The following is a 14,580-nucleotide window of genomic DNA, read 5'->3' on the forward strand; positions in this document are numbered from 1 at the left end:
ATATCAATCATGTATAATTTTAACATAAAATTAAAAAATCATACTAAAAAGTCATTTTTTATTCCAAAAAAAACATAAAAAAACCCCCCTGATTTACAGGAGAGTTTAATCTTCGAAATCCTTAAGATTTCAGGGTATGGAGACGGTGGGAGTCGAACCCACGTCCGAAGGCATCGTATACTTAAGCTTCTACGTGTGTAGTCAATTTATTGGGATCTCGTCGTCAGGCTGCCAATTGACAGGCGTCCGTCCGACCAGTCTGATTCCATCTCTTCTCTTTCCCTCCAGACGGAAGGGTCCAAGCGTAGCCTGTTTAAAGTGAGACCCTAGAAATCAGCCGACCAGGCGACGGCTGCTAGGATCCGTAGCTGCTATTAAGCTGCTGCGAGTTGTGTGTTAGTTTTGCCAGTTATGGCTGATGCGTTTTAACGAGGCCGACCCCTCGACACGCCACAGAAGACCGAACTACCCCCGTCGAATCCGTAACGTCCCCAAGATATAAAATTGGGGCTTTCCGAATACTATTATAATAGCAGAAAAGTGTTACGGGTTCAATACTTTTGCTTGTCGCGTAATGCACGGTCGATATCGCGCTTCGCATCCTTCTTCTTCAGATCGTCGCGTTTGTCGAATTTTTTCTTCCCGCGACCGAGTCCGATCAGACATTTCGCGTAACCGTTTTTGATGTAGACCTTCAGCGGGACGATCGTGTAGCCGTCACGTGAGACCGATCCCATCAAGGTTGCGATCTGTTTTTTGTGCAGCAACAGTTTTCGTGGACGGAGCTGTTCGTGGTTGTACCGGTTCCCTTGTTCGAAGTGGGCGATGTTCGAGTTCCAGAGAATCGCTTCTCCGCCGTCGAACCGGACGAACGCGTCGCCGATACTGATTTTTCCTTTCCGGACCGATTTGATTTCGGTTCCCGTCAAGACGAGACCCGCTTCGATCGTATCTTCAATCGCATAATCAAACGACGCCCGTTTGTTGTTGGCTAATACTTTTGAACTTGTCCCTTTTGGCATCTCTCTTCCACCACATTTCTAAACAGAAGCGCTTATTTGCGCTTCCGTTTTTTATTCGAGACCGCTTTATGGAACGGCGGTTTATCCTTCTTGTCTTTCCCGGCGAAGCCTTTCCCTTTTGACTGTTCGTTCGGTTTCCCTGGACGTTTCGACTTGCCGCGACGGTCGTCTTTCTTATCGTCGCGTTTTTGTCCCGGACGGCCGCCGCTTGAACGGATCGTCTTCGACTCAAACCGTTTTTTCTGTTGGCGTTCCGGCATGCCGACGACTGCGAAGTCGATCGTTTTTTCATCAATGTTGACACCGGTGACTTTAATTTCAACGACGTCGCCGATCCGGAACTGTTGTTTCGTCCGTTCGCCGATCAACTGGTAGTTCGCTTCATCATACCGGTAGAAGTCATCCGTCATCGCTTGGATGTGGACGAGTCCTTCAATCGTGTTCGGTAACTCAACGAACATACCGAAGTTCGTCACGCCACTGACAACCCCTTCAAACGTATCGCCGATGTGTTGCTCCATGTACTCGGCTTTTTTCAGGGCGTTCGTTTCGCGTTCGGCGTCAACGGCACGGCGTTCACGTTTTGAGGCGTGATCGGCGATTTCCGGCAAAATGGCAGAATAACGGTCTTGTGTCTTTTGCGATTTATCATTAAAGATGATGTACTCGCGCAAGAGACGGTGGACCATCAAGTCGGGATACCGGCGGATCGGTGACGTGAAGTGCGTGTAGAAATCGGTCGACAGACCAAAGTGACCGATCGGCTCGACGTCATATTTCGCTTGTTGGAGCGACCGTAACATGACCGTACTGACGACGGCTTCTTCCGGCTCGCCTTCGACGGCGTTCAGAATCGTCTGCAACGTCTTCGGTGCGACCGACTCGCCTTTACGTTCAACGTTGATGCCGAAGTTGGCGATGAACTTGAAGAACGTATCGAGACGTTCTGCTTTCGGCTCATCGTGAATCCGGTACATGAACGGCAATTTTTGGTGCTGGACGTGCTCGGCGACTGTTTCGTTCGCTGCGAGCATGAACTCTTCAATCAACTTCTCAGCGACTGACCGTTCGCGGAGGATGATCTCGCTTGTCTTGCCTTCTTCATTGACGAGGACTTTTGCTTCCGGGAAGTCGAAGTTGATCGCCCCACGGCGCGAGCGGCGTTCGCGGAGGATCGCTGCCAGTTCCGCCATCTGATCGAAGTTATCGACGAGATCGTGATATTTCGCGATCACTTCTTCGTCTTCGCGTTCGATGATTTTCCGGACATCGGTATACGTCATCCGTTCCGTCGTCTTGATGACACTCTGTAAAATCTCCTGGTTGACGACAGCACCGTTCTGGTCGATTTCCATGATACAGCTCAGCGTCAACCGGTCGACGTGCGGGTTGAGTGAACAAATCCCGTTCGACAGACGGTGCGGAATCATCGGAATGACGCGGTCGACGAGATAGACACTCGTTCCGCGTTCGCGCGCTTCTTCGTCGAGCGGTGAATCTTCCTTGACGTAATGCGAGACGTCGGCGATGTGAACACCGAGCTCGTAGTTGCCGTTCGCAAGTCTTTTGACGTGAACGGCATCATCCAAGTCCTTCGCGTCAGCGCCGTCAATCGTCACTGTGACTTCGTTCCGTAAGTCAACCCGACCGACAAGGTCCTTCTCGTCGATTTGATCCGGAATGTCATTTGCTTCGGCAATCGCTGCGTCCGAGAAGTCGACGTTGATGCCGTGCTTATGAACGATCGATAAGATATCGACACCTGGGTCATTTTTATGACCGATGATTTGTAAGACTTTTGCGGTCCCGGCGTAACGACCGTCCGGGTACTTTGTGATCTGGGCGAGGACTTTATGTCCGTCGACGGCACCGAGCGTATCTTCGTCCGCGACGACCGGTAAGAACGTCAGCTTCGAGTCATCCGGTTCGATGTAGGCGATCGATTCAATCCGTCCTTTAGGACTGACGAACGTCCCGACGAAATCAGCCGGTCCGCGTGAAAGAATCTTCAGCAGCTTGCCTTCGCGGCGGTCGCCGCCGTTTGATTCAGCAAAGACTTTGACGAGGACACGGTCGCCGTTATAGACGTTGCCGAGTTCCGGCGCCGGCAGGAAGATATCGCCTGCTGAACCGTCCTCCGGTGAAACGAATCCGAATCCGCGTTGATGGACGGAGATTTTCCCGGCGACTTGCCCGATTTGCGCGAGCGTGCCGTATTTGTTCGAGCGGGTCCGGGCGACGAGGGCCTCTTCTTCGAGTGCGTTCAACGTCCGAATCAATTCTTTGAATTCTGTTGTATCCGATAGTTCTAGTTTTTTTGTTAATTGATCAATCGACAGCGGACGTTCTTCCGCCGTGATGACCTCGAGTATTCGTTCACGTAATTCCAACGTGACACCTCCAGTTAATTGCTCCAGTTCAACGATTCTAAAAAGTCATGAATGTCCGCGTGGAGCTTATCTTTTTCTTTGTCGAGCGTAATGACATGACCTGAGTTCTCATACCAGATCAGCTCTTTTTGGAAGGCACTGACACCATCATGGATGATGTTGGCCGAGTCCGTATTGATCATATGATCATTGCGGGCCTGGATGACGAGTGTCGGCGCATAGACATCTTCGAGCGAATCGCGTGTATCTTTCAGCAACGCTTGTAAATCTTTTAAGGTCGGCATTGGTTCGAACGCTGCCATTTCTTGTTCGATTTGTTCCGGTGACTTTCCTTCCCGCTTCTTAAATTCGATAGCGTACTCGGTAACGCCTGCATACATGACGTCTTCACTTTTAATATAGGCGGGTGCGCACATCGGAATGACCGCTTTGACGGGACGGTTCATCGACAGTTTCAGTGACATGACGCCACCAAGCGATAATCCGCAAACGGCGATTTCGTCGTACCCTTTCGCGACGAGCTCTTCGTACCCGCCGAGGACGTCCTGCCACCAGTCGGCTGGCCCAGTCTTCGTCAGCTCTTCGGGTGGGGCAGCGTGCCCTTTATATTGTGGGGCGAGTGATGTATAGCCGTGTTTTTGCAGGTAACGTCCAAGGATCCGGACATCGGCACTCGATCCCGTGAAGCCGTGTAACAGTAAGACGGCCCGTTTGCCGGCTTCAAAAAAGAATGGTTTTGGTAATGTAATTTTCATAAAATGATTCCCCCTCTAACTCTATACCCCAAAATGAAAATTTAGAAATCGAGAAAACAAGAAAAAACGACAGCGCAAACGTACGGCTGTCGTTTCAATACTCACTTATAAAAAGCGACGAGTAACGCCAAAATAAAGAATAATGCTCCTAAAACAGATGCCACACGATTCAGGACCGCATCCAAGCCACGAGCTTTTTGGCGACCAAATAATTGTTCTGCCCCACCAGTTAATGCTCCGAGTCCAGCCGTACGGCCTGACATCAAGAGAACGACGATGATGAGAAGAACGGAAACGACGATGAGGCCGACAAGAGCCACGTTATGAATGATCATCGATGATCCTCCTTCAATAATATACGCTTCTTTCATTATAGAGAAAAACAGGTACGGGAACAAGGAATAGATTTAACGGATTCCAGTTCCTGCAAAAAAACATCAGTCGCTCAAGGATTGCTCCAGTGCGACTGATGATAGAAGACTTATTGTTTGATGAGATCGAGTTCAACTGGAATGTTCTTTTCGACGTCTTCCCCTTTAAGGTGTTTGATCGCCGTATCGATGCCCATCTTCCCGATTTCTGTTGGTTTTTGCGCGACTGTTCCTGCCATCTTGCCATCTTTGACGGCTTTGACAGCATCGTCCGTCGCGTCAAATCCGATGACTTTGACGTCTTCCATGCCGGCTGCTTTCAATGCTTCGGCAGCACCGAGTGCCATTTCGTCATTATGTGCGAAGACCGCTTTGATGTCTTTGTTGTTTTGAAGAATGTTTTCCATGACAGACAGACCTTTTGCCCGGTCGAAGTTGGCTGATTGTTTTGCAACGACGTCCAGTTTCCCGTCAACTGCCGCGTGGAAACCTTCGCCGCGGTCACGAGTTGCTGAAGCACCTGGAATCCCTTCAAGTTCAACCACTTTTGCTTTGTCGCCAACGAGTTCGATCATGTATTCACCCGCTTGTTTTCCACCTGCGACGTTATCCGACGCGATGTGGGCGATGACGTCACCGGCTTCAGCGTTCCGGTCGACTGTGATGACTGGAATATCGGCATCGTTTGCTGTTTGGACTGCCGCACCGACTGCTGCTGAATCCGTTGGGTTGATCAAGATGAGATCCACTTTCTTTTGAATCATGTCTTCGATGTCGCTTGCTTGTTTTGCCGCATCATCTTGTGCATCGGCAACTTGCAGTGTTGCCCCTTGTGCTTTTGCTTCTTTTTCGGCGCCGTCTTTAAGCGAAACAAAGAACGGGTTGTTCAGTGTCGAGATCGAGAGACCAATCTTAAAGTCCTTTGTCTTCTTCTCTTTTTCTGTGTCGCTGCCTGGCTGCTCTGTCGAACAAGCGGCTGCGAACACCATCAATGCCATCATGACGAGTGCGAGTAGTTTTTTCATATCAATATCCTCCTTTTGGATGGTAAATCACGTAGTTTGTTTCCGGTCCGCGAGTACCGCGAACAGGATGACGAGTCCTTTGACGACAAGTTGGAAGAACGATGACACACCGAGTAAGTTCAAGCCATTGTTGAGTGTCCCGATGATCAAGGCCCCGATTAATGTTCCGACAATCCAGCCGCGGCCACCTGAAAGACTTGTCCCACCGAGGACGACAGCCGCGATCGCGTCGAGCTCATACGATGTTCCTGCCGTCGGTTGCGCCGAGTTGAGGCGTGACGTCAAGATGATGCCGGCGAGTGCTGCCATCAAGCCGGATAAGGCGTAAATCATGATTTTGACTTTGTTGACTTGAATCCCCATCAATTTTGCTGCTTCTTCATTACCACCAATAGCATATGTGTAACGCCCGAACGTCGTTTTCTTCAAGATGAAGTACAGGACCGCGAAGGCGATTAACATCGTCACGACCGGTACAGGGAAGATCCAGAAGTAACCCCGACCGAATAATTCGAACCAACCCCCTTGACCGAGACCGGTAATCGGTTTCCCGTCCGTATAGACGAGCGTCAAGCCACGGAAAATCGTCATCGTCGCGAGTGTCGCGATGAACGGTGCGACTTTCCCGAGTGAGATGACCATGCCGTTTAACGCACCCATGATGGCGCCGACAATCAGTCCGGCAAGCACGGCGAGAAGTGCGGACGTCCCGTCCGTCATCAGTCCGGCGACGAACGCCGACGACAAGGCGAGAATCGAACCGACCGATAAATCAATCCCGCCCGTCAAGATGACGAACGTCATGCCGAAGGCGATCAAGGCGTTGATCGACACTTGGCGTAAAATGTTGAATAAGTTATTGAGTGTTAAAAAGTCCGGTTCCATAATCGATACGACAAGCACGATTGCGAACAGTCCGGCGAGCGGACCGAGCTTCTGCCCGATTCCGAGCCGACGTGGTTTCTTTTCCGTCAGTTTCCCTTGCATCAATTCCATGTCATTGTCCTCCTGTCGCAAGTGTCATGATACTTTCTTGCGTCGCCTCTTGTTGTTCGAGCATACCGCTCACTTGCCCTTCCCGCATCACGTAAACGCGGTCACTCATCCCAAGAATCTCTGGGAGGTCGGAACTGATCATGATGATCGCGACACCAGACGCGGCGAGCTCATTCATGATCAGGTAAATTTCTTTTTTCGCCCCGACGTCGACACCGCGTGTCGGCTCGTCGAGGATCAAGACATCCGGTTTCGTCCCGAGCCACTTCGCGAGGACAACCTTTTGCTGATTTCCGCCGGAGAGCGACTTCGCCGGTTGATCCATCGAACTGTGTCGGACGGACAACGACTTGAGATAGCCTTCCGCGAACTCGCGCTCCGATTGATTGGAGATGACACCTGACTTCGCTAACGAACGGATCGTCGGTAAGGAGATGTTCTCCCGGAGTGAGAAGTCGAGGAACAAGCCCTCGCCTTTTCGGTCTTCCGTCAAGAAACCAAGTCCTTGTTTGATTGCATCGTGCGGTGATTTGATGTTGATGACGTTGCCGTTTAAGCGGATTGTTCCCGCCTTCAGGCGATCGACACCGAACAGACCACGCATGACTTCCGTCCGTCCCGCTCCCATCAAACCGGAGAAGCCGACGATTTCACCGGCACGGACGGAGAAGGAGACGTCTTCAAACCGTTTCCCGGTCGCTCCCGTCACTTCTAAGACGGTGTCACCGTGTGTGACTTGACGTTCCGGATACCGTTCACCCATTTCGCGTCCGACCATTTCCCGAACGATTTGTTCAAATGATGTGTCGGCGATGCGGTGGGTCGAGACGGAGACACCGTCCCGCAAGACCGTGATCCGGTCACACAGTTCGAAGATTTCTTCCATCCGGTGCGAGATGTAGACGATTGAGACGCCTTGCGCCCGTAACGCCGTCGCGACACTGAACAAGGCGCGGATTTCACGTTCCGTCAAGGCGGCCGTCGGTTCATCCATGATGATGACTTTTGCATCAGTCATCAGTGCTTTTGCAATCTCAATCATCTGTTGTTGCCCGACCGATAACGTCCGGGCGAGCTGATTGACATCCATGAAGACATTCAGTTCCGCCAGTTCCCGTTCGGCGAGCCGTTTCATGTCCGCTTGCTTGAGGATGCCGAAGCGGGATTTCAGCTCCCGACCGAGAAACAGATTTTCCGTGACCGTTAAGTCCGGCAAGATATTCAGTTCCTGGTGGATGAAGGCAATCCCCGCTTCTTCCGCCAGTTTTGGATTTTTATAATGCTGTTCGACACCGTCGACTCGAATCGTTCCTTCGTCCGCTTTATGGACACCTGTCAAGATCTTCATCAGCGTTGACTTACCGGCTCCATTTTCCCCCATCAGGGCATGAATCTCACCTGTCGCAAGTTCGAAGTCGACACCCTTTAAGACGGGCACGGGACCAAACGCTTTTGTGATTCCTGTCATCTCAATTTGCATCGTGCTTCCCCCTTAAAAAATGACGCCGGCGTGTAAAATTACATTGGCGTAAGGTGTCGCTTCCCCTGTCCGGATGATGACTTTCGCCTGCTTCGTTAGCTCTTTGAACGCTTCATGCGAGACATAGTCCTGCGGCACAGCGAGTTTCGTGACGGCTTCGAGTGCAACCGGATTGGCGTCTTTGATTTCTGACGCCAGCGTCACCTGTTCGACCGCCATATCGTCCGCGACGACGCGCAAAACGTCGACGAACGACGGTGTCCCGAGTTCAAGTGCCAAATCAATCCGCTCTACACCTGCCGGAATCGGCAGACCGCAGTCAGCGATGACAATCATATCGGTATGACCGAGATCGGTTAGGACTTTACTGATATGACTGTTCAGAATCCCGTGTCGTTTCATACTTCAACCTCCATTTGTTCACGTGTCGGCATGCCGCCTTGAGCACCAAGCGCCCGGACGGACATACCGGCTGCCTTGTTCGCAAAGCGAATCGCTTCCATCAATGACTTTCCTTCCGTCAACGCGACAGCGAGTGCCCCGTTGAACGTATCACCGGCCCCTGTCGTATCAACGACGTCCGTCTTAATCGCCGGGACCGTCACAATCGCTTCGCCGTCATAAAAACGGGCGCCCCGGCTGCCTTCTGTCACGATCAATTTATTCGGATACTGCATCAACCAATGCTCAAGCGGTTGCTGTTGTCCGAAAATCAAGCCGCATTCATGTTCGTTTGGTGTCAGGTATGTCACGTTTGCGAGCAACTCGTCGTCCAGGACGATGGCTGGCGCCGGATTCAAGACGACGGGAATGCCGTGCTCTTTTCCGTAACGCGCCACCTGTTTGACGGTTTGAAGCGGAATTTCGAGCTGTAACAAAATCATGTCCGTCTGACCGAGCAAGCTGTCGAGCTGGCTCTCGTCATAGACGACGGCGAGGTTCGCCGACTGGACGACAACAATCGAGTTGTCGCCTTCCGCGAGCGTAATGTGCGCCGTTCCCGTCCGTTCGTTCGTTATCGTCTGGAGGTGCGTCGTACCGACGTGTTCTGCTTCGAAGTTTTGTCGAATCGCTGTCCCGCTCGCATCGTCACCGATGCAACCGACCATCTCGACGTTGCCACCGAGCCGGGCGACGGCGACCGCTTGATTCGCTCCTTTACCTCCCGGGACGGTATGGAAGGCGGAGCCGATAACCGTTTCACCGGCTGACGGACGACGATCGCTTTCAACGACCAAGTCCATCGAGATACTACCTACTACACTGATTTGTTTCATATCTGTTCATCCTTCCGCTTCGTCGTTTCCCGTTCGATGACCTCGACCATCAGTTCATGATGGACGGCAGCGATCGTCGCCCCTTCAATCCGTTGAATCAACAACTTCGCTGCGAGTTCCCCCATCTGATAGATTGGCTGGGCAATCGTCGTCAGTGGTGGTGAAATCATTTGTCCGAGCTCAATTCCGTCATACCCAATGACCTGCAGTTGCCCGGGAATCGCAATCCCGCGTCCTGTTGCGACTTGAATCGTCGCTGCTGCAATGACATCGTTCGCCGCAAAAATCCCGTTACAGGTATAGTGGTCGAATAAGTAGTTTGCTGCGTCGAGCGCACCTTGAAAATGAAACGGCGACTCGATACTTGCGACGAGGTGTTTGCCTGCAACTTCTTCAAAACCGTCACGCCGTTTTTTGATCGTCGGTAACTTCGATGGTCCGCTGATGACGGCAAGCTCATCTGCTCCGTGATCAAGCAAAAATTGGGCTGCCTTCTTCCCGCCATCGTACCCGTTCGAGGTGACGGTCGGAATCGCTCCTTGTAAGACTCGGTCAAGTGCGACAATCGGCACTTCGATGTTTTCATAGTTCGGGTTGTTCGAATAGTTCGTCGTAATGATCAACCCGTCGACATGCATCGCTTCGAGGGATCTTATATATTCATGTTCTTTCTGAAACTGCTCATCCGTGTTACACAAAATCACTTGATACCCATGTGTATGTGCCATATCCTCGACCGCACGTGCCAGTTGGGGAAAGTAAGGGTTTGTGATGTCGGGAACGATTAAGCCAATCAATCCTGACCGTTTTTGAAATAATGAACGCGCGACACGATTCGGTCGATAATCAAGCTCTTTAACCGCTTGAAGCACCGCCGTACGCGCTTTTTCGCTGACATATCCTTTTTCATTCATGACGCGTGACACCGTTGCGACTGATACATTAGCCACTTTCGCTACTTCCCGGATGGTCGACATGATTTCGCCACCTCTTTCTTTTGATAACGCTTACAATATGTATCATATTGTGTAACCGGTTACACATCAACCGTTTTTCGTAAAATATATTTTATTTCTTTTTTTGCTCCGCTTTTTCAAGAATCCGTTCATCACAAAAAGCACGAAAGAACGTTCAGAACAAACGTTTTTCGCACTTTTAGGAATCATGACTCCGCTTTTTGAATAAACGTCCGAGGACAGCACTGACAAAAGCGATAATGGCGAGCGGCTCAAATAAATAAATCAATAAAAATGTAACATCGATGATTGCATCTTGCGGATTGTACCGTAAGATATAAATCGCACCCGGTAGTAAAGCAATCAGTCCCCCGACACCTAGAATCGTCCCGATGATTAAGCTCTGTCGCGAGAAACGACTCGTAATTTGGTAAAGACCAATAAATAAAATCAATTCCGTAAAGTAGATGATCCGTAGTGGAATGTCGTCAATCGATGTCTCCATCCCAAGAAATAGATAACGAAACAGCATAGTTCTTCCCTCCCCGTTCTTTCTTCTGTACCCCGTTATCCATTTGATTAATGCATTGAATGCGACTTGACTGCATATCCTCCCATACTTTAGGGAACTATAAAATAGTGCAGAACGAGTATAAAAAGAAAGTTGGGGGTTTTGATGAAAGAAGAGTATTCAATGAAAGTCGTCAGTTGCTTAAATGACTTTTTTAAAAATAACAAAGAACCACTCGAAGTCGATTTACTGCGTGGTCTTCCACCGGTCGTCTTATTACTAAAAGACGGAGCGAAACGGTCGTTCCCGGTTGAAACCGATCTTCATGATGAATTACTTAGCGATATCAAACGGCTCGTCCAAGAGTGCCTTGATCCGGAAACCTTACGTAACCTCGACATCGATACCGACTTACCCGAATTCTTTGTCACGCGAGCGCCACTCTATTCACCGTATCATTACCTTGTGACATTTATCGAGGACTGATTTGCAAGCACTTCATTTTCCTATCACGGGATTCGACAATACGTCGCGTCTCGTTTTTTTAGATCTACCAAAAAACATTCATCCGCTCGCTTTTCTAGGGCGGAACGCGAGCCGCGGATTTCTTTCAGATCTCCGGGTCTCGCCTGTTCCTGACGGAAGCGTTGCTTCCTTTTCCCTTAGAAGTCGAGCTATGAATGCTTTTCTGCTTTCCTATGAAACTGTTGTCACGCGTTTCATGCGACTCCTACAGGAAAAAGCGCAAAGCCTGCTTGCGCTGTCAGAGACAAGCAAGACCCGATTGTCTGCCTCAAGCAGGCAATCTGGCTTGTGTCTCGCCTGAGGAAAGCGCATGAAAAAAGCGTGATTCCTGACGATCTACTGCGCCGCCTCAAAAAAGCGAGCAAACAGCTGGTTGTGGTTAGTAATCCCCAATGCAAAAAGACAGCCTCCCGCTTAGCGGAAGACTGTCGACTCAAATAAATCGGGTAATTAATTTTCAACCTCAAGAATCGCTTCGATTTCTGCTTCGACCTCTTTATTCACCATCTGTGAACGTTTTTTTCTCAATTCAAGATCCATTTCTTGGTCAATGAACTCGTTCGTATGCTTATCAAAACAGCTGTAACAAATCGGATAAAAGTCTTTTTCCTCAGTTTTCAAAGAATTAAATTCCCATGTGTTCAGTTCCAAATAACTGACTTGGTTATTCGTTTCTTTTCCGCATATTTCGCACGTCATGTTTATTATGCTCCCCTCTTCAGGCATCAATCTTATTTTTTGCTGATTGGCGATCCTTGATGCGTTTCAAACGCCCGTGATATTTCATGATGTTTGCTTGGGATTGTTTGGCCTCTTCGCTCGTAGGTTCCAAGTTGGCAATATCCCAGTATTTCACGACGACATCTAATACTTGGTCAAAGTATTGGAGTGGTCCGTAATTCGTATCGACCGCAATGGTTTTCATCCGCTCGGTAAAGTCCGGCATGATTGCACCCGGCATCGAGAAGTTAATGATGACATCTTCAAAGAACACGATGAAGTTCGGATCAAGTTCAAGGTGTGCCTTCACTGTATCGCGATAGAACGCATAATGAAGGGCTTCGTCTTTCGCCAAACGGCGGAGCAGCGTCGCTAAATCTTTATCATGAGCCCCCGCTACCTTCGCTACGTTATTATAGAAAACGAGCGTCGCAAGCTCTTGCAACGATGTGTAGGCCATTGTCGCCAATGGATTCGTGAAGTCCGGGAACCAACCGCTTTCAACGACACGTCTTCTTAATTGATGCAATCTCGTCGGATTGACGTTTCGTGTGACGAGTAAATACGTTTCGAGTAAGCTCGAGTGCTGATCTTCTTCTGCCGTCCACGTGCGGACGAAATCATTGATGACTTCCATCGAGTTTTTAAAGGTATAATCCAAATGTGACGTATACCAAGGTAGATTCACTTCTGTCAGTAAGGCCGTTTCGACGGCAACGATGACACCTTCCGGAAGCGTAACTTGACTCTCTTCCCAAGGAACGCGCTTAAACGACATCGCCTTATCCCATGGAATGAACTCGTGGTAGCTCCAGTCGATATTGGCAGAACGCTCCTTATGTAAACGGTAGAGTTCTTTAATCCGTGGTTCTAAACGTATATCTAAATCTGAATTTAACATGTGTAGGTCTCCTTTTAGATGTTTTTTGAACCTTCATTCGTTCAAATGTATTTAAGCCTTATAATGATCTAACTTAAACCTATTAATAACTATAACATTTTAATGACCAGGTAGTAAAAAACAACGTCTCATCAGCTTGATTTTTAATCCCGTTTAGAACGGATTGACAGGATTGCGATGGTTTGAATCATCCTTTCTCACGTTAAAGGGAATGTAACGATTTCTCATCATCCACACAAAAAAACCTCCTATTCGTGTATACGTATCACACGAATAGGAGGTTTTCCTTATAGCTTGTTCAAACGATCAACCTGAAATTACTTCTTAAGGTTGTAGAATGATTTGATTCCGTCGTAGACAGCAACGTCTGAAAGCATGTCTTCGATGCGGAGAAGTTGGTTGTATTTCGCGATACGGTCTGTACGTGAAAGTGAACCTGTTTTGATTTGACCAGCGTTTGTCGCAACAGCGATGTCAGCGATCGTTGAATCTTCTGTTTCACCAGAACGGTGAGAAACGACTGCTGTGTAACCAGCTTTTTTCGCCATTTCGATTGCGTCGAATGTTTCAGTCAACGTACCGATTTGGTTAACTTTAATGAGGATCGAGTTTGCGATGCCTTTTTCGATACCTTCAGCCAATTTCTCAGTGTTTGTTACGAACAAGTCATCCCCAACGAGTTGAACTTTGTGTCCGATACGATCTGTGAGAAGTTTGTGACCATCCCAGTCGTTTTCGTCACAGCCATCTTCGATTGAGATGATTGGGTATTTGTCGACGAGTTGTGCGTAGAATTCAACAAGCTCTTCTGTAGAAAGGACTTTGCCTTCGCCAGCGAGGTTGTATTTTCCAGCTGCTTTGTCGTAGAACTCAGAAGAAGCGACGTCCATAGCAAGGTAAACATCTTCGCCTGCTTTGTAGCCTGCTTTTTCGATTGCTTCAAGGATAACTGTGATTGCTTCTTCGTTTGATTTCAAGTTTGGAGCGAATCCACCCTCGTCACCAACTGCTGTGTTAAGACCCATTCCGCTAAGAACTGATTTCAACGCATGGAAGATTTCAGCACCCATACGAAGTGCTTCTTTGAATGTTGGAGCTCCAACAGGCATGATCATGAACTCTTGGAAGTCAACGTTGTTGTCAGCGTGTGAACCACCGTTGATGATGTTCATCATTGGAGTTGGAAGTGTTTTCGCGTTGAATCCACCGAGGTACGTGTAAAGTGGAAGTCCAAGCTCATCTGCAGCAGCACGGGCAGCAGCCATAGAAACACCAAGGATTGCGTTAGCACCGAAGTTGCCTTTGTTTTTTGTTCCGTCGAGGTCGATCATTTTTTTGTCGATTCCCGCTTGGTCGAAAACATCGTATCCGATGATTTCAGGTGCGATTTTTTCGTTGACGTTGTCAACTGCTTTTAAGACACCTTTACCGAGGTAACGTGCTTTGTCGCCATCGCGAAGCTCAACTGCTTCGTGCTCACCAGTAGATGCGCCTGATGGGACGAGTGCGCGACCGAAACCGCCGTCTTCTGTATAAACTTCTACTTCTACTGTTGGGTTACCGCGTGAGTCAAGAATCTCGCGTGCATAAATCTCTGTAATCATTGACATTTAAATTCGCTCCTTTTAGTTGGGAAAATAGTTTTTTCGTG

General features: G+C 49.1%; 15 protein-coding genes and 1 other RNA gene. 1 reads left to right on the forward strand and 15 read right to left on the reverse strand.

The features are described from left to right. Positions 1-134 precede the first annotated feature (134 nt). The 12 genes from ssrA to KNQ04_RS02415 all read right to left on the reverse strand — a co-directional run bounded on the left by ssrA (position 135) and on the right by KNQ04_RS02415 (position 10,804). Positions 135-493: a transfer-messenger RNA gene (gene ssrA, locus KNQ04_RS02360) on the reverse strand. Between the two features lie 58 nt (positions 494-551). Continuing rightward, positions 552-1,022: an SsrA-binding protein SmpB gene (gene smpB / locus KNQ04_RS02365; RefSeq protein ID WP_088837732.1), complete on the reverse strand. Its 471-nt coding sequence runs from the start codon at positions 1,020-1,022 to the stop codon at positions 552-554. 32 nt (positions 1,023-1,054) lie between these two features. Continuing rightward, positions 1,055-3,412: a ribonuclease R gene (gene rnr, locus KNQ04_RS02370; protein WP_214847017.1), complete on the reverse strand. Its 2,358-nt coding sequence runs from the start codon at positions 3,410-3,412 to the stop codon at positions 1,055-1,057. Between the two features lie 14 nt (positions 3,413-3,426). Continuing rightward, positions 3,427-4,167 (reverse strand): alpha/beta hydrolase, encoded by a 741-nt coding sequence (locus KNQ04_RS02375; RefSeq protein ID WP_214847019.1) that lies wholly within the window; start codon positions 4,165-4,167, stop codon positions 3,427-3,429. Positions 4,168-4,268: 101 nt separating this feature from the next. Beyond that, on the reverse strand, positions 4,269-4,502 hold the full coding sequence (gene secG / locus KNQ04_RS02380; RefSeq protein ID WP_029331335.1) for a preprotein translocase subunit SecG: 234 nt from the start codon (positions 4,500-4,502) through the stop codon (positions 4,269-4,271). Between the two features lie 146 nt (positions 4,503-4,648). Next, on the reverse strand, positions 4,649-5,563 hold the full coding sequence (gene rbsB, locus KNQ04_RS02385; RefSeq protein ID WP_214847021.1) for a ribose ABC transporter substrate-binding protein RbsB: 915 nt from the start codon (positions 5,561-5,563) through the stop codon (positions 4,649-4,651). A 27-nt stretch (positions 5,564-5,590) separates the two neighbouring features. Next, positions 5,591-6,550: an ABC transporter permease subunit gene (locus tag KNQ04_RS02390; protein ID WP_483299240.1), complete on the reverse strand. Its 960-nt coding sequence runs from the start codon at positions 6,548-6,550 to the stop codon at positions 5,591-5,593. A 10-nt stretch (positions 6,551-6,560) separates the two neighbouring features. After that, on the reverse strand, positions 6,561-8,039 hold the full coding sequence (locus tag KNQ04_RS02395) for a sugar ABC transporter ATP-binding protein (RefSeq protein WP_214847024.1): 1,479 nt from the start codon (positions 8,037-8,039) through the stop codon (positions 6,561-6,563). A 12-nt stretch (positions 8,040-8,051) separates the two neighbouring features. After that, positions 8,052-8,441 (reverse strand): D-ribose pyranase, encoded by a 390-nt coding sequence (rbsD, locus tag KNQ04_RS02400; RefSeq protein ID WP_214847025.1) that lies wholly within the window; start codon positions 8,439-8,441, stop codon positions 8,052-8,054. Continuing rightward, positions 8,438-9,316, reverse strand: a complete 879-nt coding sequence (gene rbsK / locus KNQ04_RS02405; RefSeq protein WP_214847027.1) for a ribokinase — start codon at positions 9,314-9,316, stop codon at positions 8,438-8,440. Before rbsK ends, rbsD begins: the two co-directional genes overlap by 4 nt. Continuing rightward, positions 9,313-10,293, reverse strand: coding sequence for a LacI family DNA-binding transcriptional regulator (locus tag KNQ04_RS02410; protein WP_214847030.1), 981 nt, complete (start codon positions 10,291-10,293; stop codon positions 9,313-9,315). The genes rbsK and KNQ04_RS02410 overlap by 4 nt, the downstream gene beginning before the upstream one ends. Positions 10,294-10,471: 178 nt before the next feature. Further along, positions 10,472-10,804, reverse strand: a complete 333-nt coding sequence (locus KNQ04_RS02415; RefSeq protein WP_214847031.1) for a hypothetical protein — start codon at positions 10,802-10,804, stop codon at positions 10,472-10,474. A gap of 144 nt (positions 10,805-10,948) precedes the next feature. Here KNQ04_RS02415 and KNQ04_RS02420 point away from each other — a divergent pair, with 144 nt between their 5' ends. Continuing rightward, positions 10,949-11,269 (forward strand): hypothetical protein, encoded by a 321-nt coding sequence (locus tag KNQ04_RS02420; protein WP_214847032.1) that lies wholly within the window; start codon positions 10,949-10,951, stop codon positions 11,267-11,269. 489 nt (positions 11,270-11,758) lie between these two features. On the opposite strand, the gene KNQ04_RS02425 is transcribed toward KNQ04_RS02420, so the two are convergent. The 3 genes from KNQ04_RS02425 to eno all read right to left on the reverse strand — a co-directional run bounded on the left by KNQ04_RS02425 (position 11,759) and on the right by eno (position 14,539). Further along, complete coding sequence (locus KNQ04_RS02425; protein WP_028105779.1) at positions 11,759-12,007, reverse strand: hypothetical protein; 249 nt, start codon at positions 12,005-12,007, stop codon at positions 11,759-11,761. A gap of 19 nt (positions 12,008-12,026) precedes the next feature. After that, positions 12,027-12,929 carry an acyl-ACP desaturase gene (locus KNQ04_RS02430; protein WP_214847033.1) on the reverse strand — a complete coding sequence of 301 codons (903 nt, stop codon included), beginning with the start codon at positions 12,927-12,929 and terminating at the stop codon, positions 12,027-12,029. A gap of 317 nt (positions 12,930-13,246) precedes the next feature. Next, a complete protein-coding gene (gene eno, locus KNQ04_RS02435; protein ID WP_087681330.1) occupies positions 13,247-14,539 on the reverse strand; it encodes a phosphopyruvate hydratase in 1,293 nt (430 codons plus the stop codon). Positions 14,540-14,580 lie beyond the last annotated feature (41 nt).

Source organism: Exiguobacterium sp. s193, from assembly GCF_018618755.1.
Classification (GTDB): Bacteria; Bacillota; Bacilli; order Exiguobacteriales; family Exiguobacteriaceae; genus Exiguobacterium_A.

Bases quoted from the DNA above. Each gene is read 5' to 3' on its own strand.
- smpB (WP_088837732.1), bottom strand. From the start codon at position 1,022: ATGCCAAAAGGGACAAGTTCAAAAGTATTAGCCAACAACAAACGGGCG.
- KNQ04_RS02375 (WP_214847019.1), bottom strand. From the start codon at position 4,167: ATGAAAATTACATTACCAAAACCATTCTTTTTTGAAGCCGGCAAACGG.
- secG (WP_029331335.1), bottom strand. From the start codon at position 4,502: ATGATCATTCATAACGTGGCTCTTGTCGGCCTCATCGTCGTTTCCGTT.
- rbsB (WP_214847021.1), bottom strand. From the start codon at position 5,563: ATGAAAAAACTACTCGCACTCGTCATGATGGCATTGATGGTGTTCGCA.
- KNQ04_RS02390 (WP_483299240.1), bottom strand. From the start codon at position 6,550: ATGCAAGGGAAACTGACGGAAAAGAAACCACGTCGGCTCGGAATCGGG.
- KNQ04_RS02395 (WP_214847024.1), bottom strand. From the start codon at position 8,039: ATGCAAATTGAGATGACAGGAATCACAAAAGCGTTTGGTCCCGTGCCC.
- rbsD (WP_214847025.1), bottom strand. From the start codon at position 8,441: ATGAAACGACACGGGATTCTGAACAGTCATATCAGTAAAGTCCTAACC.
- rbsK (WP_214847027.1), bottom strand. From the start codon at position 9,316: ATGAAACAAATCAGTGTAGTAGGTAGTATCTCGATGGACTTGGTCGTT.
- KNQ04_RS02410 (WP_214847030.1), bottom strand. From the start codon at position 10,293: ATGTCGACCATCCGGGAAGTAGCGAAAGTGGCTAATGTATCAGTCGCA.
- KNQ04_RS02415 (WP_214847031.1), bottom strand. From the start codon at position 10,804: ATGCTGTTTCGTTATCTATTTCTTGGGATGGAGACATCGATTGACGAC.
- KNQ04_RS02420 (WP_214847032.1), top strand. From the start codon at position 10,949: ATGAAAGAAGAGTATTCAATGAAAGTCGTCAGTTGCTTAAATGACTTT.
- KNQ04_RS02425 (WP_028105779.1), bottom strand. From the start codon at position 12,007: ATGACGTGCGAAATATGCGGAAAAGAAACGAATAACCAAGTCAGTTAT.
- KNQ04_RS02430 (WP_214847033.1), bottom strand. From the start codon at position 12,929: ATGTTAAATTCAGATTTAGATATACGTTTAGAACCACGGATTAAAGAA.
- eno (WP_087681330.1), bottom strand. From the start codon at position 14,539: ATGTCAATGATTACAGAGATTTATGCACGCGAGATTCTTGACTCACGC.